The sequence below is a fragment of the Lachnoanaerobaculum orale genome (genome assembly GCF_003862485.1).
GTDB classification, from domain to species: Bacteria; Bacillota; Clostridia; order Lachnospirales; family Lachnospiraceae; genus Lachnoanaerobaculum; species Lachnoanaerobaculum orale.
Genome location: NZ_RRCM01000001.1, coordinates 1175954 through 1195134 on the forward strand (window position 1 = coordinate 1175954; position 19181 = coordinate 1195134).

The 19181-nt window shown below is 35.5% G+C and carries 18 protein-coding genes and 1 pseudogene; 16 read left to right on the top strand and 3 right to left on the bottom strand.

All coding sequences use genetic code 11. The annotated features are described in order from the left end of the window. From EHW90_RS05700 to EHW90_RS05715, 4 genes are all read left to right on the top strand, one after another. On the top strand, nucleotides 1–522 hold the full coding sequence (locus tag EHW90_RS05700) for a hypothetical protein (RefSeq protein WP_124951932.1): 522 nt from the start codon (nucleotides 1–3) through the stop codon (nucleotides 520–522). 76 nt (nucleotides 523–598) lie between these two features. After that, nucleotides 599–1090 (top strand): imm68 putative immunity domain-containing protein, encoded by a 492-nt coding sequence (locus EHW90_RS05705; protein ID WP_124951934.1) that lies wholly within the window; start codon nucleotides 599–601, stop codon nucleotides 1088–1090. Nucleotides 1091–1108: 18 nt separating this feature from the next. Further along, a complete protein-coding gene (locus tag EHW90_RS05710) occupies nucleotides 1109–1564 on the top strand; it encodes a GNAT family N-acetyltransferase (RefSeq protein WP_124951936.1) in 456 nt (151 codons plus the stop codon). Between the two features lie 98 nt (nucleotides 1565–1662). Further along, the gene (locus tag EHW90_RS05715; RefSeq protein WP_124951938.1) at nucleotides 1663–1902 is read left to right on the top strand and encodes a hypothetical protein; all 240 of its coding nucleotides are present in this window, start codon (nucleotides 1663–1665) and stop codon (nucleotides 1900–1902) included. Between the two features lie 138 nt (nucleotides 1903–2040). On the opposite strand, the gene EHW90_RS05720 is transcribed toward EHW90_RS05715, so the two are convergent. Beyond that, on the bottom strand, nucleotides 2041–3072 hold the full coding sequence (locus tag EHW90_RS05720) for a DUF3137 domain-containing protein (protein WP_207667034.1): 1032 nt from the start codon (nucleotides 3070–3072) through the stop codon (nucleotides 2041–2043). Nucleotides 3073–3246: 174 nt separating this feature from the next. On the opposite strand from EHW90_RS05720, the pseudogene EHW90_RS05725 reads away from it, so the two are divergent. The 10 genes and pseudogenes from EHW90_RS05725 to EHW90_RS05775 form a co-directional block, all read left to right on the top strand. Further along, nucleotides 3247–3672, top strand: a pseudogene (locus EHW90_RS05725) (hypothetical protein); the annotation flags it as partial. Nucleotides 3673–4035: 363 nt separating this feature from the next. Further along, complete coding sequence (locus EHW90_RS05735) at nucleotides 4036–6618, top strand: type I restriction-modification system subunit M (RefSeq protein ID WP_124951939.1); 2583 nt, start codon at nucleotides 4036–4038, stop codon at nucleotides 6616–6618. Continuing rightward, nucleotides 6611–7852 (top strand): restriction endonuclease subunit S, encoded by a 1242-nt coding sequence (locus EHW90_RS05740; RefSeq protein ID WP_124951940.1) that lies wholly within the window; start codon nucleotides 6611–6613, stop codon nucleotides 7850–7852. The genes EHW90_RS05735 and EHW90_RS05740 overlap by 8 nt, the downstream gene beginning before the upstream one ends. Before the next feature lie 134 nt (nucleotides 7853–7986). Then, nucleotides 7987–8550 (top strand): restriction endonuclease subunit S, encoded by a 564-nt coding sequence (locus tag EHW90_RS05745; RefSeq protein ID WP_124951941.1) that lies wholly within the window; start codon nucleotides 7987–7989, stop codon nucleotides 8548–8550. A gap of 122 nt (nucleotides 8551–8672) precedes the next feature. Then, nucleotides 8673–9926: an ATP-binding protein gene (locus tag EHW90_RS05750; protein ID WP_124951942.1), complete on the top strand. Its 1254-nt coding sequence runs from the start codon at nucleotides 8673–8675 to the stop codon at nucleotides 9924–9926. Nucleotides 9927–9954: 28 nt separating this feature from the next. Continuing rightward, the gene (locus EHW90_RS05755) at nucleotides 9955–13134 is read left to right on the top strand and encodes an HsdR family type I site-specific deoxyribonuclease (protein WP_124951943.1); all 3180 of its coding nucleotides are present in this window, start codon (nucleotides 9955–9957) and stop codon (nucleotides 13132–13134) included. 55 nt (nucleotides 13135–13189) lie between these two features. Next, on the top strand, nucleotides 13190–14119 hold the full coding sequence (locus EHW90_RS05760; RefSeq protein WP_124951944.1) for a site-specific integrase: 930 nt from the start codon (nucleotides 13190–13192) through the stop codon (nucleotides 14117–14119). A 62-nt stretch (nucleotides 14120–14181) separates the two neighbouring features. Continuing rightward, a complete protein-coding gene (locus EHW90_RS05765; protein WP_124951946.1) occupies nucleotides 14182–14403 on the top strand; it encodes a hypothetical protein in 222 nt (73 codons plus the stop codon). 65 nt (nucleotides 14404–14468) lie between these two features. Next, complete coding sequence (locus EHW90_RS05770) at nucleotides 14469–14939, top strand: flavodoxin (protein ID WP_124951948.1); 471 nt, start codon at nucleotides 14469–14471, stop codon at nucleotides 14937–14939. Between the two features lie 6 nt (nucleotides 14940–14945). Beyond that, a complete protein-coding gene (locus EHW90_RS05775) occupies nucleotides 14946–15734 on the top strand; it encodes a carboxymuconolactone decarboxylase family protein (RefSeq protein WP_124951950.1) in 789 nt (262 codons plus the stop codon). 140 nt (nucleotides 15735–15874) lie between these two features. Here EHW90_RS05775 and EHW90_RS05780 read toward each other — a convergent pair whose 3' ends face one another. Further along, nucleotides 15875–16162, bottom strand: coding sequence for a type II toxin-antitoxin system YafQ family toxin (locus EHW90_RS05780; RefSeq protein WP_124951952.1), 288 nt, complete (start codon nucleotides 16160–16162; stop codon nucleotides 15875–15877). Then, nucleotides 16159–16434: a type II toxin-antitoxin system RelB/DinJ family antitoxin gene (locus EHW90_RS05785; RefSeq protein ID WP_124951954.1), complete on the bottom strand. Its 276-nt coding sequence runs from the start codon at nucleotides 16432–16434 to the stop codon at nucleotides 16159–16161. Before EHW90_RS05785 ends, EHW90_RS05780 begins: the two co-directional genes overlap by 4 nt. A gap of 195 nt (nucleotides 16435–16629) precedes the next feature. On the opposite strand from EHW90_RS05785, the gene EHW90_RS05790 reads away from it, so the two are divergent. Continuing rightward, on the top strand, nucleotides 16630–17970 hold the full coding sequence (locus tag EHW90_RS05790) for an FAD-dependent oxidoreductase (protein ID WP_124951956.1): 1341 nt from the start codon (nucleotides 16630–16632) through the stop codon (nucleotides 17968–17970). A 221-nt stretch (nucleotides 17971–18191) separates the two neighbouring features. Further along, nucleotides 18192–19175: a diaminopimelate dehydrogenase gene (locus EHW90_RS05795; protein ID WP_124951957.1), complete on the top strand. Its 984-nt coding sequence runs from the start codon at nucleotides 18192–18194 to the stop codon at nucleotides 19173–19175. The last annotated feature ends 6 nt before the right edge of the window (nucleotides 19176–19181 follow it).

The window sequence follows — 19181 nt, forward strand, 5'->3', positions numbered from 1 at the left end:
ATGGGATTACAGTTGATTTTTGCTGTTGAGACAAATAAGACATGTAAATCAGATTGGATATATATAAAGGATACAATAAGCAGATTCTATACAATTGATCAAGCTCATATCAAATTATCGACGGTATATATGGATGGAAAGTCAAATTATACCAAAAAGCAAAAAGAAGTTAAGTCTTTAGTTTCTCAATATCTTAATGTATCAAAGAATAACAAAAGCCAAGTTATATACTGTTTTGACTGTGATGAATATGATAATAAACAAGAAGATATGCAGTTTCTTGAAAAGGCAAGGTGCTTTTGTAAAGATAATGAATATGAGTTTGTATGGTTCTGTAAAGATATTGAAAGAGTGTATTTAGGAAAAAAGGTGAATGACGGCAAGAAGAGAGAAGAATCTGCAAGATTTAAAAGCAGATGCATGATTAATAATATAAAAGAGCAGGACTTATCAGTATTGGAGTATAGGCACAATACAAGTAATATATTAGTTGTGTTAGATAAGTTTATTGGACGTAAGTAAATATCTGTAGATATCATAACAGAGAAAATGAAGAAGAGTTTGTTAAGACAGACTTGAAACTAAAAAGAGGTAAAGTATGTATATATCAAAATATTGGGGAGACTTTATCGGTGGTTCTGATGACAGCTTGAGTCTCGTAGAGTTTTTAGATGGCCTGAATAAAGAAGAGATTTCACTTAAAGAAATATTTACAGGTATAGGACTTGATAGGCAGAATATGGATTTTAGGCAAACAGTCGATAATCTCAAGTTTACCAATTCGATTAGACTTGAAATATACTTTAATTATGCGATAGATATTGTTACAGATCTTGCCGCTATTTTGTTGGAATGTAAAAATAACGGACACGTAAACATTGGAGAATTGTATGGCAATGAAGATGAACAAAATCGATTCATACGAGTTGTTGCAACAGAAGAAGAATATACAGCTATAAAAGTTGCGTTGGAAGATTTTGTAAAAGATCCGAAGTCATATGATTTATATGAAATTATAGGTGATGATATCATAGAGATGGCGGAAATTGTAAAAGAGCTGAGAAAAGAGTTGCTGCAATATGAGATATAGTAAGTTTTGGAGATTGCTATGAGCATTGGATTTACTAAAGGTATTGATAAAGATAATATTTTACTTTTATGCAAGTGGTCAAATGAAAGAGGAGAGATATTTCAAGAGCAATGGATGGGAATAGAAGTTTCTTTTCCGCTAACTTATGAAAAAATAGAAAAATTGGAAAACAAATTTTCGATTTTTAATGGTGAAGAGTTTATCGGAATGATACAAGAGGTGCGAGTCGAAGATGATAACATTCACATAGGTAGATTTGTATTAAACCCTTTAAAAACAGGAGCCGGTCTTGGAACAAAGGCTTTGAAAGAATTTATAGATTTTATCTTTAAAGATGAGAATATTCAAAGTATCTCTTTAACTGTGTTTGACTTTAATAAAAGTGCAAAGAGAGTTTATGATAAGCTTGGATTTGAAATTTATGAAGTGATTGAAACACCAAAGCTGAAGTATATTATGAAAAAGTTCAGATAATTAAATGGACTTAGCAAAGATAAGATAGTGGCATTAACTCAAGTTTTTTAAGAACACTTAGAATACGGTATGAAAATAAAGAATTTACGGAGATAAAATTGAAAGGTATAGATGTTATATACAAGAAACAGATTTTAACACTCACAAGATTTTGGGGTGATAACAGATTATGTTTATTCGCGAAAAACCCAAGCCAAATTCATATTCCCAAAATGGAATTTGTCGGTGGATATCCTAATGAATGGTGTATTTTTATTGATAACCTTACTGATGATGAAAAGGCTGAGATTACAGATTTAAATGGAAGAAATATCAGCTTACAGGAAATAGGCATATAAATCTAGGATTTAAAAAAATTTAAGCTACATACCAAAAAGGTCGGAATGAGTAGTTATTTTAAACAATGAGAAAGTCACAGAATAGGAATGTAGACTCCTATTTTGTGACTATTTTTTAACTCATATTTATTTTAATGCTTACATAATCTCGGCTATTTTGTCTGCAAAATCAAAAGCATATTTTATATTCCTTGCTGCTTTTTCTATACTCCATGACCTGAGGCTATCTTTGTTCCTTGGTGCTGCAAAAAGCCGCTTATTATTATAAGCTGCAATATAAATTCGAGATTCGGTGCTGTATAGAGAAAGTCCACAGTCCGAAGTACTGTTGTTAAACAGGTCAATAACAGCAGGAGTTAAGAACATCCTTGCTGATTGTTCGTCAGTACAGTAGATGTTGTAGTGCTCGCCTTGCCATAAATCGTCTACATTAATTTTCTTTCCGCCTGACATATTACCAAGATAGCCCCCTTGAGTCTTGATATTAAGGAAATGCTTTGTCGGAATAATTCGCAAATTTCCTTTTAAAGAGTGTGTATTCTTAATAGAGTAAACTTGTCCGATAAAGCCCGTAATCTCACGAAGGTTCTTTATCTCATCCTTTCCTGTTGCCAATCCTTTTGTGACAGTATATGCATATAAATCCACTATTTCAATATCTTTTTCATTATTTAGCTTAAGTATCCCTGATTGGACATAGTATTTTGCAGCAGGGACTACCTCTGCTACATTACTTGGTGAAATATCATGTTCCGTATCGATTTTGGCTAAAGGATAAAGTGATTGCAGTATCGGTTCAAGAATTTCACTCTCATAAAGCACGCGCAGTCTGCTTCTTTGCTTTTCTTCAAAGCCCGGACCCAATAAGCTATAAACCAGGACACTTATGATTTGTAGTGCTATAAGAAATAGAATAAGTCTTGCGATGAACTTCATAAGTTTGTCTATCAAAACACTGTCCGGAAGGATGCCTTGTTCTTCTAAAAAGAAAAGGCCTATACCGACAATAATGCTTATAAATATAAGAATAATATTCCTAACAAAATAATTCGTAACATTATCTTTACAATTGACTATATTTTGTACGGCTCTCCAACTACGCTGAAATCGTGAGGTTTTCCATAGATTATTTATTTTCTGTATTTCTTCAGGGTTTAAATTCATTTCCATTAGTATTTCCCTTCTTTTTATAAGATAATTTCACTTTCCAGCTCATATTATAACAAATGGAATCCAAATATATAATAGAATAATGTATAATAATTATAATAAATTGCAGATTAAAGATAAGTAGACAGTAGAGTTAAAAAATTCTGCTGCTATAGATTCATTCAGGAGTAAATCATGGACAAAAATATAAATAAATTTATATATGACAGGCAAAGCAATATCATTTGCAGCCTTAACGGCAGCAGAGTAAAGGAACTTAAATTCCATAATAAAATGCTTACTCTAAAGGTTGATTCCTTATTTCAATATGTAAACAATGAAGAAGTAGAACATGAGGGTGAAGTCTGTTTTAAAGATTGTGATTTAAGGCTTTGCAGTGTGTTGATTTTTAATAAAACCTTAGGTAAAGGTCATTTTACCGGAGATGCTATTTTTTTAGAGGAATTTATGGATGTTCATAGAAATTGTGAGTTTGAAATTATTACAGAAGGCTACTTTGGAAATTCAACTACTTACTCAGGATGGCTTTGGGAAGAAGGGAAAAACCCTGTATCAGCTATTATGTATATTTGGAACAGTGGGGATATGGAGTATTCTATCATGAGTGAGTCTATGAGAGATGAATTTCTTGAAAAGGAATTTGATTTTAGTAAAGCTATAAAAAATCCATACATTAAAGAGCTTAAGAAGTAGGTAACCATAAAGATATCGTCAACAGTTATAGACTGTTTTGAAGAAGAAGCTTGATATCAGCCGGAAATAGTTATTTGATTTTATATCATTATAAAAATCTACAATTTTGACATCTGAGCCGCTATGGTAGAACCCCTTTTAAACGGTCAAAATATTATCAGCATTTGCCTTAAAATGACTATCTATTTAGAAGAAATAATATATAATATATTTTAGGACTTTTACTTAGTTAAAGTTATAGTGCATATGAAGGGATAATGGGGAAGTAAAATGAATAAACAACAGCTTGCGGCAAAGATTTGGGAGTCTGCAAATCAAATGAGATCAAAGATTGAAGCCAATGAATATAAGGATTATATATTGGGCTTTATTTTTTATAAGTATCTTTCAGACAAAGAAGAGCAGGACCTGTATAATAGAGGATATGATGCGGATAATATCAAGGAATATGTTAATGAAGAGGCGGATGACAGTTACTCAAGTATGTCAAGTCTAAAGCAGGATTTGGGATACTTTATAGCATATAAGGACTTGTTTTCAACTTGGATAAATATGGGATCTGATTTTTCGGTTGACAATGTTCGAACAGGATTATCATCGTTTAGTAGAAATATATCGCCGTCACATAAAAAGCTGTTTGAAGGTGTATTTACAACACTTGAAACAGGTCTTTCAAAGCTTGGTGCAGATACAAAGTCACAGACAAAGGCAGTAAGCGATCTGATTCAGCTTATAAATGAAATCCCTATGAACGGAAAACAGGACTATGATGTTTTGGGATTTATCTATGAATACTTGATTTCCAACTTTGCAGCAAATGCAGGAAAAAAGGCGGGAGAATTTTATACACCTCATGAGGTGTCTCTTTTGATGTCTGAAATTATAGCGGAACATTTAAAAGGTCGTGATACAATTAAAATATATGATCCGACGTCGGGAAGCGGAAGTTTGCTTATAAATATAGGAAAAACTGCTGCAAAGTATATGGATGATGCCAACAGAATACAGTATTATGCGCAGGAGTTGAAATCTAATACATATAACTTAACAAGAATGAATCTGGTAATGCGTGGTATACTTCCTGCAAATATATTGACAAGAAATGGAGATACTCTGGAAGAAGATTGGCCATACTTTGATGAGTCCGATCCTCATAGTACATATGAACCGCTGTATGTGGATGCTGTAGTATCAAATCCTCCTTATTCTCAAAGATGGGATTCTACAGGTAAGGACAGTGATCCAAGATATGTGAGATATGGAATAGCTCCAAAGTCAAAGGCTGACTATGCCTTCCTTTTGCATGACCTTTATCATCTGAAGCCGGATGGAATAATGACAATAGTGCTGCCACATGGTGTACTTTTTAGAGGTGGTGAAGAAGGTAATATTAGAAAAAATTTGATAGAACAGAACAATATAGATGCCATAATCGGACTACCGGCAAATATTTTCTTCGGAACAGGTATACCTACTATAGTGATGGTACTTAGACAAAAGAGAGAAAATACAGATGTATTGATAATAGACGCTTCAAAAGGATTTATAAAAGAAGGTAAGAACAATAAGCTGCGTGCATGTGATATAAGAAAAATAGTCGATACGATAAAGTCAAGAAAGGATATAGAAAAATATTCAAAAGTAGTAAGTCTTGAAGATATTCGTGCCAATGACTACAATTTGAATATTCCTCGTTATGTGGATTCGTCTGAAGCGGCAGAAAGCTATGATATATATGCTTCAATGTTTGGTGGAATTCCTGAAACAGAGCTTGGAAAGTTTGATAAATACTGGGAGGTATTTCCTTCACTCAAAGGAGAACTTTTTGCCGGAGAAGAGTATTTATCGTTAAAGTCTGAGAATATAAGGGAGACGATAAAAAACAATAAGGATGTATTGCAATTTAAAAAAAATCATATGTTGAGATTTGGTGATTTGGGAGCATACTTGGATAGTATCCTAATAGCCAACGCGACAACTATAAATATACCGAAGACTCAGGAGATTATTGCCAATAATATCTTTATGCGATTTGTAGATATCACATTGATAGATCCGTATGGAGCATATGAGATATTTGAAGATAAATTCACTGAAATATCGGGAGATTTGGAGCTTATACAGACAGAGGGGATAAAAGCTGTAACACAGGTAGACCCGAATATGGTCATAAAGAAAAAGAACGGCAAGGATGTAGAAGTACAGGAGGGATGGAAAGGACATATACTGCCATTTGATTTGGTACAGGAAATATGTCTTTCTGAAAGAAAAAGAGATTTAAAAGAGAAACAGGAAAAGTTGGCTGAAATACCGTCTTCATATGAGGAGATTCTGGAATCATTAAGTGAAGATGATAAGGAAATTATAACGGAAGCATTAAATGATACCAATGACGCTTTTGTATTCAAGAATATAAAGGCTGTTATAAAGTCTTTAAAGGCTGACGGTGAGTCAAAAGAGCTTATAGAATCCTTAGAAAAAGCTGAAAAACTTAATAATGAAGAGAAAAAGCTGAAGACTGAAATAAAACAGGGTGAAGATGAACTTCATTTGGAGACAAAGGCTAAGATAGAGAGCTTATCAGAGGAAGAGGTAAATAATCTTTTGCACGAAAAATGGTCAAGCCCTATTTATAACGGAATACTTGATTTATCAGATGATATGCTAAAAGTCTTCACAAAGGATGTAGAAGCACTTTCTACAAAATATGCTGTAACCATGGATGATCTTGAAAAAGAAATCAAAGAAACAGAAAAGTCACTTGCAAGTATGCTCTCAGAACTTACCGGATCAGAGAGAGATATGGAAGGCATCAATGAGCTGATAAAGCTCTTGGGAGGTATAGATGAGTAGAGTACCAAGGATAAGATTTAAAGGCTTTGAAGAAGATTGGGAACAGCGTAAGTTGGTAAGACTTTGCGAAAAGTTCACAGATGGAGATTGGATTGAATCTAAAGACCAAAGTAATTTTGGGGTTCGACTTATTCAAACTGGAAATATTGGATTGGGTGAATACATTGATAAATCAAATAATAAAAAATGGATTTCAGAAGAAACTTTTGGAAGGCTAAATTGTGAGGAAGTTTTTGCTGGTGATATATTGATTTCTCGTTTGCCTGAACCTGCTGGAAGAGCATGTATAGTGCCAAGTTTAGGAACGAAAATTATAGCAGCAGTCGATTGCACCATAGTTAGAGTGGCAACTCAAATCAACTCAAAATACTTGCTACAGTACCTGTCATCGCAATCATATTTTGATGATGTAAATACTTGTCTCGCTGGCGGAACTCGACAAAGAATAAGTCGTAGCAACCTTGCAGATTTCAATATTCCAATACCAGCAAATTACGAAGAACAAAAAGCTATTGGAGAATTTCTTTTTTGTCTCGACCACCTTATCACCCTTCATCAACGAAAGCTTGAAAAACTAAAAATTATTAAAAAATCAATGCTTGAACATCTTTTTTCAAAAAATGGAGAAAAAACTCCAAAAATAAGATTTTCAGGATTTACTAAAGATTGGGAACAGCGTAAGCTGGGGGAGATAGCAGATAAGGTAGTAGAAAAGAATTTTCAATTACAAGAAAGAGATGTATTTACAAATTCAGCTGAATTTGGAATTATAGATCAGAAGGATTTTTTTGACCATGAAATAGTAAATAAAAATAATATAGGTGGATATTATATAGTCAGTCCTAATGATTTTGTTTATAATCCAAGGATTTCTGTTACTGCACCTGTTGGTCCAATTAACAGGAATAAACTTTGCAAAAGGGGCATAATGTCACCATTATACACAGTATTTCATCCACGAAACATGAATGAAACATTCCTAGAATTCTATTTTAAAACGAATAAATGGCATAAATTTATGGAATATAATGGGGATTCAGGTGCTAGATCAGATCGTTTTAGTATTAAAACAGAATTATTTTATGCAATGACAATTCCATTTCCATCACGTGAAGAGCAATCAAAAGTTGGAATATGTTTTGAGTCTATCAATCACCTTATCACCCTTCATCAAAGTAAGTTGGAAAAATTGCAAAAAATAAAGAAATCCATGCTAGAAAGTATGTTTGTGTAGCTTGCTAAGTAGAATGGTTAAGTATATAAAGTGTTTTAGAGAAGAAAAACTATAACTTTAACCAACATTAAGTCATATAAGTTTTATTTCCTGTTAATTCATTAAAATAACATGAAATATTTTTTATAAAATACATGATATATTGGGAACAGCGTAAGCTAGGGGAGATAGTTGATGTATGCAATGGTAGAGATTACAAACATCTCTTAGAAGGTGATATACCTGTTTATGGAACGGGTGGATATATGATTAGTGTAAATAAAGCTTTGTCTTATGATAGAGATGCAATTGGAATTGGAAGAAAAGGTACAATTGATAAACCATATATCTTGAATGCACCATTTTGGACTGTAGATACACTATTTTATGTTATTCCAAAAGATAAGATTGCATTGATTTTTGCTTTTGGTATATTCCAAAATATCGACTGGGAAAAGAAAGATGAGTCTACAGGTGTTCCGAGTTTATCAAAAGCAGCTATAAATGAGATTGATGTTTTAATTCCTAAATACGAAGAACAAAAAGTGCTTGGACTATTTTTTAATGGTCTCGACCACCTTATCACCCTTCATCAACTGGAGCCTTTTCAACTTATTTTCAAGGCAATAGCTTATAGAATTATAGATTACGCTAAGAGTAAGCCTCCAAGGCATACAAAATATGAAATTATAATATCATTTATAAAATACTATCTATGAAAACTGCGTATATACGCAATATATTTACATGTATTCCTTGAAATTATATTATATCAAGGATATAATACTGTTGATGAAAAGTGCGTATATATGCAAAATTATAATATAAAATAGGAGGCGGTATGGAGATTAAAAGGGATCATTACTTGGAGCAGCTGATTAGCAAGATGCACAACGGCTTGGTCAAGGTAGTGACAGGTATGAGAAGATGTGGAAAATCATATCTCTTGTTTAATATATTTAAAGAACACCTTATTTCCGAAGGAATAGACAAAAATCATATAATAGAAATATCATTTGATACTTTTGAAAGTAAAAAATTCTGTGATCCTAATGTTTTATATCCACATCTGAAAGAGTCTATAAAAGATGAAAAGATGTATTATATATTGTTGGATGAGGTACAATTGCTGAGTGATTTTGAGGCTGTCTTAAACAGTCTTATCAGAATGAAAAATGTAGATGTTTATGTTACAGGAAGTAATGCACGTTTTCTCTCTAAGGATGTTATTACCGAATTTAGAGGTAGAGGTGATGAAATACATATGTATCCGTTAAGCTTTGCAGAGTTTATGTCTGTATATCAGGGTGAAAAGCTTGACGGTTGGAATGAATATATGTTATACGGAGGTATTCCTTTGGTATTGAATATTTCAAGCCCCGAACAAAAGGTTGCATTCCTAAAATCCTTATTTGAGGAGACTTATATATCGGATATTATCGGTAGACATAATGTAAGAAATAAAGCCGAACTTGAGGATTTATTAAATATAATTTCTTCAGCAATAGGTTCACTTACTAATCCGGAGAAATTGTCAAAAACTTTCAAGTCGGTAAAAAATAAAAATATAAGCAGCAATACTATTAAACGCTATATTGAGTATCTCAGTGATTCTTTCCTGATTGATACTGCATTTCGTTATGATATAAAGGGAAGAAAGTATATAGGCAGTCCGGTAAAGTATTATTTTAATGATATGGGATTAAGGAATGCAAGACTTAATTTCAGGCAGATTGAAGAAACTCACAGTATGGAGAATATTATATATAATGAATTAAAAATCCGAGGTTACAATGTGGATGTAGGGGTGATTGTACAAAACGGCAAAGATGAAAACGGAAGCAGCATTCGCAAGCAACTTGAAATTGATTTTGTATGTAATAAGGCTTCGAAGAGATATTATATACAATCGGCATATGCTATACCTGATGAGGCTAAACTGATGCAGGAACAGAGGCCGTTGATGCTTACAGGAGATTTCTTTAAACGAATTATAATAACAAGGGATACGCCTGTGCCACATTACAGTGAGTCGGGAATACTTAACATGAGCATATACGATTTTTTACTGAATAAAAACAGCTTGGATATTTAGTTTTACAATAAATATTATTGGAGTAAATATGGATTATTTTACAAAAGAAGCAGACTTTGAAAGTGCAGTTATTGCCCTGTTGCAAAACTACGGCTGGGAGCAGAATGTACTTAAAAATTATACTGAAAAAGACCTTATAAGAAACTGGGCTAATATACTGTTTGAGAATAATAGAAATATTGACAGGTTAAACAATATTCCTCTAATAGATGAGGAGATGGATGAACTGATAGAAAAAATCAGAGAGCTTAAGACTCCGTTGGCACTTAACAGTTTTATCAATGGAAAAACTGTATCAATCACAAGAAAGAATCCTGAAGATAAGCTTCATTTCAATAAAGAGGTCAGTTTAAAAATTTATGACAGAAATGAGATAGCGGCAGGACAGAGCAGATATCAGATAGTGCAGCAGCCCAAGTTTTTTAGAAAGGACAGCGTTCGTCAGGACAGGCGTGGAGATTTGATGCTTCTTATAAACGGTATGCCTGTTTTTCATATTGAGTTGAAAAGATCGGGTGTTCCTGTAGCGGAGGCGGCAAATCAAATCAAAAAGTATGCCTATGAGGGTGTATTCACAGGATTATTTGCACTTGTTCAGGTATTTGTAGCTATGAATCCTGATGAAACACTCTATTTTGCAAATCCGGGACCGGATGGTGATTTCAAGCCTGATTTTTATTTCCATTGGGCTGATGCAAATAATGAACCGATTAACTATTGGAAAGATGTTGTGGAAAGGCTTTTGTCAATTCCTATGGCACATCAGCTTATAGGATTTTACACTGTAGCTGACGGAGGTGACGGTGTACTTAAGGTAATGCGCAGTTATCAGTACTATGCATCAAATAAGATCTCCGACAGAGTATCAAGGAATGATTGGAAGGATAATAATCAAAGAGGCGGATATATTTGGCATACTACAGGTTCAGGAAAAACTATGACATCTTTTAAGTCGGCACAGCTTATAGCTAATTCAAAAGATGCCGATAAGGTTGTATTTTTAATGGATCGTAAGGAACTGGGTTCGCAGTCTTTAACAGAATATCAAGGATTTGCAGATAATGTAGATGACGTTCAAGGGACTGATGATACAAATATGCTTATCTCAAAGCTGAAGAGTACAGATCCTAAGAATACTTTGATAGTTTCATCTATTCAGAAGATGAGTAGAATCAAGGAAGATGAGATTGGCAGGATGCGCGCCAAGGATATTGAAGATATGCGAAATAAAAGGTTGGTATTTATTATTGATGAGTGTCACCGTTCCACATTTGGAGACATGCTTATAACAATAAAGAATACTTTCCCCAATGCACTGTTCTTCGGTTTTACAGGAACGCCGGTATTTTCCGAGAATGAAAAGAGCTTGAGCACCACAACGGATATCTTCGGTGACGAACTTCACAGATACAGTATCGCAGACGGTATTCGTGATAAGAATGTACTTGGATTTGATCCTATTATGGTGTGTGTATATCCTGATATCGAAATTAGAAAAAAGGTGGCTATAGAAGAGGCCGGCGCAAGTTCCGAGGTGGAGGCTATATCAGATCCGAAGATGCAAAAGATATATTATAGGTTTATGACAGTATCAGAAGTACCTATGGCAGGAAGATTACTTGAAGACGGCACATATCAAAAGGGTATCGAAGATTATATAAAGAAAGATGCCTGGGAAAATGACAAGTATCAGTACAGTATAGTTGATAATATAAAGGAAAATTGGCTTAGATTGAGTCGAAATAATAAGTTCCATGCCATATTTGCAACTTCAAGCATACCTGAAGCTATAAGTTATTACAGGAAGTTTCGTGAAAAATATCCTGAATTGAAGGTAACGGGTCTGTTTGATCCGACTATTGATAATGCAAGCGGTGACAAGGCTTTGGAAAAAGAGGACGGTATTGTAGAAATGCTTAATGATTATAATAATTGGTATTCTACAAACTGGGATATTGCAAGATATGCAAAATTTAAGTTGGAGGTATCAGAAAGACTTGCTCACAAGGGACAGTTTGTCCGCATGAAAGCGGAATCTCAGCTTGATTTACTGATAGTTGTAAATCAAATGCTTACAGGCTTTGATTCTAAGTGGGTAAATACATTGTATCTTGATAAGATTTTGGAGTATCAAAATCTTATACAGGCATTTTCAAGAACAAACAGACTTTTTAATATAAATGAAAAACCTTTCGGCTCTATAAAATACTATAGAATGCCGCATACAATGAAAAATAATATAGAAAACGCCATGAAGCTTTATTCCGGAGACAGGCCTCAAGGACTTTTTGCGGATCATCTGCCTGATAATATAGAGCATATGAATATATCATTTAAGGATATGGAGGCTGTTTTCAAGCAGGCAAATATTGCAGATATGCAAAAGCTTCCTGATGATACGGAGTCAAAGGCAAAGTTTGCAAAGCTTTTCAGAGAATTTTCTACATATTTACAGGCTGCAAAAATACAGGGATTTAGCTGGGATATAAAAGAATATTCCGTCAAGATTGATGATGAGGATAATCATACAGGCAGTATCTCAGTAATTCCAAGTGAAGAAGATTATAATATACTTTTACAAAGATATAAGGAATTAAGTAAACCTACAGATTCTACAGACGGAGATGATAATGCGGTTACGTTTACTGTCGATCCGTATTTGAGTGAGCAAAATACAGGTATTATAGATAATGATTATATGAATTCCAGATTTGAGAAGTGGCAAAAACAGCTTTATGATTCTAATGTAAGTAAGGAAGAGAGAGAGGCTACACTGGAGGAGCTTCATAAATCTTTTGCAATGCTTTCTCAGGAAGAACAAAAGTATGCAAATATTTTTCTTCATGATATACAATCCGGAGATGCAAAGCTTGGCAAAGATATGACTTTTAGAGATTATATAGTGATGTATGCAAAGAATAAGGAAATGTCACAAATAAAAAAGTTTGTAAAATATCTGGGTGTTGAAGAAGGTCTGCTTGTAGAAATCAAAAAGTCCAAGGTAACAGAGTCAAATCTTGATGAGTTCGGAAGATACGATGCATTGAAAAAATCTATAGCAAATGAGCCTGCAACGGAATATTATACTAAGCTTGAGGGAAAGAAGCTTCCTCCGTTTGTAGTCAGAAATAATGCTGAAAAATTATTGAGAGACTATATTTTATATGATGTAGATATTAAAGATCCTGACGGTGAAGACCCAACTTAATATCAAATATTTATAGTATCCTTAGACAGGTCCTTCATCGGTAGGAAGGAGAAATATGCCTAAGGATTTTCAATCAACAGATCTATTGAAGGATTTTTATAAGGAATGGATAGCAATATATAAGGAAGGTGCTATCAGGGATGTAACTTTGTCAAAGTATAAGATGAGTCTTATATGGGTGGAGAAACTGGCTCCAACTCTTCGTCTATGTGATATATCAAGGGTTGAATATCAGCAGATTATCAATGATTATGCCAAGGAGCATGAGCGTCAGACGACTATGGATTTTCATCACCAGCTAAAGGGAGCTATACTGGATGCTGTGGATGAGGGGCTTGTTCCAAGAGATCCTACAAGGAAGGTTATTATCAAGGGGAAGATTCCGTCAAAAAAGAAAGTTAAGTATTTGAACCAATTTGAACTTCACAGTCTTTTAAAGAGCCTGACTCTTTCAGATGAAGTGAGTTGGGATTGGTTCATTTTACTTTTGGCAAAGACAGGAATGAGATTTTCTGAAGGACTTGCGATTACACCGAATGACTTTGATTTTGCACATCAGACAGTATCGGTGAATAAGACTTGGAATTATAAGGAAGGCGGTGGTTTTTCACCTACAAAAAATAAGTCGTCAGTGCGAAAGATACAGATTGACTGGCAGGTAGTGATGCAATTTGCCACACTTGTAAAGGATCTTCCGGCAGATAAGCCTATATTTGTAAGGGACAATAATGTCTATAATTCTACAGTTAACGATATTTTGGTGAGGTATTGTAAGAAGCTGAATATTCCGGTTATCTCTGTGCATGGGCTTCGTCATACACATGCTTCTATTTTGCTATATGCAGGAGTATCTATCGCCAGTGTAGCAAGAAGGCTCGGACATGCAAGTATGACTACCACACAGAAAACATATTTACATGTGATACAGGAGCTGGAAAATCAGGATATTGACCTTGTGATGAGGTCGCTTTCAAATCTTTTATAGAGAAAGTATTTGTTAGGCGTATAGGAGTGCATGTAATATAGTTTTGTGACCGATGGAGGACCATGGATAAATTTATCAGACAAAAAAATATTGTTTTCAGCCTTAACGGCAGCAGAGTAAAGGAAATAAAATTCCATAATAAAATGCTTAACCTTAAGGTTGATTCATTATTTCAATATGTAAACAGTGAAGAAGTAGAACATGAGGGTGAAGTCAGGCATAGAATAGAATTCGATATAAGCATTAGATACAATAAAATAATGGGGTATAATATAGATGTATAAGAGAAATTCAAATCTTATACATCTATTTTTATACAAGAAATTCGCAAAGAAAGGGGCTTTTTATTATGAGTAAAAAATTAGTGGCATTTTTCAGTGCAAGTGGAATAACAAAAAAAGTAGCAGGGATGATTGCAGAGGAAGCAAAAGCTGATTTATTTGAGATTGAGCCGAAAGTTCCGTATACAAGGGCTGATCTTGACTGGATGGATAAAAAATCCCGAAGCAGTGTGGAAATGAGTGATAAGAAATACAGACCAGAGATTATGAAGAAAGAGATAGATATGGCTTCTTATGACGAGATCCTTCTGGGATTTCCTATCTGGTGGTATGTAGCTCCAACAATTATCAATACATTTTTGGAAGCCTATAATTTCAGCGGTAAAAAGATCGTCCTTTTTGCAACATCCGGTGGAAGTGGATTCGGTAATACTGTAAAGGAATTGCAGCTATCCGCACCGGATGCGGTGATCACAGAAGGCAGCCTGTTAAATCGTGGAACAAAACAGGAAATCAGTGAGTGGGTGAAATCTTTATAAATAACAGTGCTATGGAGGTATACAGAATATGGAAAAATAGTACAGACAGCAGGACGAAATGCACTTGGTGAATTTGAACCGGAGTTTGCGCATTTTAATGATGATGTGCTTTTCGGTGAAAACTGGAACAACCGGGATATTGATGTAAAAACAAGAAGTATCATTACAGTGGTTGTTCTGATGGCTTCCGGAATTACGGATTCTTCTTTAAAATATCATCTTCAAAATGCAAAAAATCATGGTGTGACACAAAAAGAGATTGCTGCAGTGATTACACATGTCGCATTCTATGCAGGATGGCCAAAAGCATGGGCTGTTTTCAATCTTGCAAAGGAAGTGTGGGAGACAGGTGAAGGAGATTTACCATACGAAGAGGAAGCAATGCGGGCGCATGCAAAAGAGATGGTATTCCCAATTGGTACACCAAATGATGGCTTTGCACAGTATTTTTCCGGCAGAAGTTTTCTTGCACCGATCTCCACTTCTCAGGTTGGAATTTTCAATGTGACATTTGAACCCGGATGCAGAAATAACTGGCACATCCATCATGCAAAAAGTGGAGGTGGGCAGATCTTAGTATGTATTGCCGGAAGAGGATATTATCAGGAAGAGGGAGAAGATGCTGTAGAAATTAAGCCTGGTGACTGTATCAATATTCCGGCAGAAGTGAAACACTGGCATGGTGCCGCACCGGATGAATGGTTTTCTCATCTGGCAATTGAAGTGCCGGGTGAAGAGACATCGAATGAGTGGTGTGAGCCGGTTGACTACGAAATATATAAATTGCTCAGATAACTTCCGGTTTGTAGACCTAAAACAGAATACCGTTCCTTACATAGCAGTCATGCGCTTCGGTGCCTGGCTGCTAATTTTTTTTGCGAAAGGAGCAGTATCGAATGAAACATGAACCCGGCGTTTGTACCGAGTGCATTTTCTTACTTTCCAAATAAATCGCTGTGCGTTCCTGTTCGGGATAATGTCAAGACGAGCAAATCATTTTCAATCCGATAGACCAATAGCCAATCCGGCTGAATGTGGCACTCACGATGACCGCCCCAGTTTCCGGTTAAAGCGTGGTCTTTATTCTTTTCCGGAAGCTGTTCGCCACTTGCCAATTTGCGAATGATGTCGTCCAGAAGGTCAATATCAAGATGACGTTTCATCGCCAGCTTGTAGTCCTTCTTAAATTGATTTGTCCAAACAATGTCTAAATGTTTACTCATTCTTTTAACGCCCTCAATGCTTCCTCTACATCAGAGTAGCGTTTTACAGACGGATCACGGGCAATGCGTTCTGCTTCCAGCATTGCTGCCATCGTTTCCTTGTTCGGTTGCTCCATGCGAACATCAAAAGGAAAACCGCCGACACGGAGCGACTGGCGAAGAAATACATTGATAGCGGTAGTAAGGTTGATGCCTAATTCACCATACAGCGCTTCGCACTGTTTCTTGATGTCGCTGTCCATACGGACACTGAAATTAGTTGTGGTAGCCATAAATTTCAACTCCTTTCCTTGCTATTGCACTTATATTATATATTAGGTGCATTGCATAATCAATCTATTAGACGCAAAATTTACAGAAAAGATTATAATTATTTTTGGAAAGAATAATAATTTAATTTTAAGTATTTCAATTGTGTAAAATTAGGTGTATAATAATCTAAAATTATAATGAAAAGGAGTTAAGCTATGAAAGCTGATTATGATATAGTTGTTATAGGTTTCGGCAAGGCGGGAAAGACACTTGCGGCTAAGTTCAGTAAATCAGGTAAAAGTGTTGCTTTGATTGAGAAAGACAAAAATATGTATGGAGGTACTTGCATAAATGTAGGTTGTATTCCTTCAAAGCGACTTATAACGGATGCAGCCAAATCTACAACCGGAGAGTTTGACAAAAAAGCACAGTACTATAGGGAGGCGGTTGCTGAAAAGAAGAAACTTACAGCCGCTCTTAATAAGGCTAATTATGACAAGATAGCAAGTGCAGGTGTGGATATTATTGACGGAACAGCGTCATTTAAGGATAATCATCATATTATTGTTTCAACTAAAGACGGAAATGTGGAGATTAAGGCTGAGAAGTTTATTATCAATACAGGCTCTGTTACTGTAATACCGAAGATTGAAGGAGCTGACAGTAAGGGTGTGTATACATCAGAGTCTATTATGAATCTTGAGGAATTACCTAAAAGACTTACTATTGTAGGTGGCGGTTATATAGGACTTGAGTTTGCTTCAATGTATGCAGATTTCGGAAGTAAGGTAACTGTAGTTCAGGACGGAGATGTATTCTTGCCTAGAGAAGATGAGGATATCGCAAAAGCTATCCGTGAAGTATTGGAAGCAAAATCTGTAGAGATAGTTACAGGTGCAAAGGTGACCAAGGCCGAAGAGGGTAAGTTATATTATGAGGTTGCAGGAGAGGCAAAGACTTTGGAATCTGATGCGATTTTACTTGCTGTAGGTCGTAGACCGAATACTGACGGTCTTGGATGTGAAAATGCAGGTGTTAAGCTCACTGACAGAGGTGGTGTAGTTACCGATGAGCATTTAAAAACAAGTGCAGATAATATCTGGGCGGCAGGTGATGTTTGCGGTAAGCTCCAGTTTACATATATTTCACTTGATGACAGCAGAATTATCTGGGATGAGATAATGGGAGAGGATAAGAGAACTACTGAGAATAGAGGAGCTTTCTCTTATTCGGTATTTATAAATCCTCCGTTCTCAAGAGTGGGAATGAGCGAAAAGGATGCAAAGGCTGCAGGAGTGGAATACAAAGTCTTAAGCCTTAGTGCCAATGCTATACCAAAGGCTAAGGTTTTAAGAAAAACGGACGGTTTGTTAAAGGCTTTGGTTAAAGCGGACGGCACTATCTTGGGTGCGGAGCTTTTCTGTGAAGAGTCTTATGAGATGATTAACTTTATAAAGCTTGCAATGGACCACGGTATCAAAGCAAAGGATATAGCAAACTTTATATTCACACATCCTACAATGTCTGAAAGTTTAAATGATTTGTTTGCAATGTAATATAGATATTTTTAAATTTGTACTTGCAATATAAAAAAATTCCTGTATAATATTACACAGCTAACAACTCAGTTTGCTATGAATGATATTTATTTCTTGGATAGAATGCTCAAAGGCGAGTCTTGGGAGCATTCTATCTTTTTTAATACTAAGGCATTCTGGTTGATATTAAATGAAAGGATTTGCCCGAATAATTTATTTGGTTGAGGGCCGGTGAGAAAATGATAAGAATAGGTATTTTGGGATATGGAAACCTTGGAAGAGGAATCGAGTGTGCTATAAAGCATACAAAGGATATGAAGTTGGTAGCGGTGTTTACAAGAAGAGATCCTTCAAGTGTTAAGATTCTTACATCCGAGGCCAAGGTGGACAGTGTTGAAAATATTTTAAGTTATCAGGATGATATAGATGTTTTGGTACTTTGCGGCGGCAGTGCGACAGATTTACCTGTACAGACACCTGAATATGCCAAGTATTTCAATGTTATCGACAGCTTTGATACTCATGCAAATATTCCTGAGCATTTTGCAAAGGTTGACGATGCTGCAAAGGCAACAGGTCACTTCGGTCTAATATCTGTAGGCTGGGACCCGGGTATGTTCTCACTTAACAGAGTATATGCAAATGCAATCCTTCCAAACGGTGCGGACTATACTTTCTGGGGTAAGGGAGTAAGTCAGGGACATTCGGATGCTATCAGAAGAATTGAAGGTGTTGTAGATGCAAGACAGTACACAGTACCTGTAGAGTCAGCTCTTGAAGCTGTCAGAAGCGGTAAAAATCCTGAGCTTACTACAAGACAAAAGCATACAAGAGAGTGCTATGTAGTTGCTGCAGACGGTGCGGACAAGGCAAAGATTGAAGAAGAGATAAAGACAATGCCTAACTACTTTGCAGACTATGATACAACAGTTCATTTCATCACAGCTGAGGAGATGAAGAAGAATCATTCAAAGCTTCCACACGGCGGATTTGTTATCAGAAGCGGAAAGACAGGTTGGGAGGATGAGAACAATCATGTTATCGAGTATCGCTTAAAGCTTGATTCAAACCCTGAGTTCACAGCTTCCGTAATTATTGCATATGCAAGAGCCGCATATCGTATGCACAAAGACGGAAAGATCGGAGCACATACGGTATTTGATGTGGCACCGGCTTATCTGCTTGATATGAGTGCCGATGAGATAAGAGCGCATCTGCTGTAATATAAC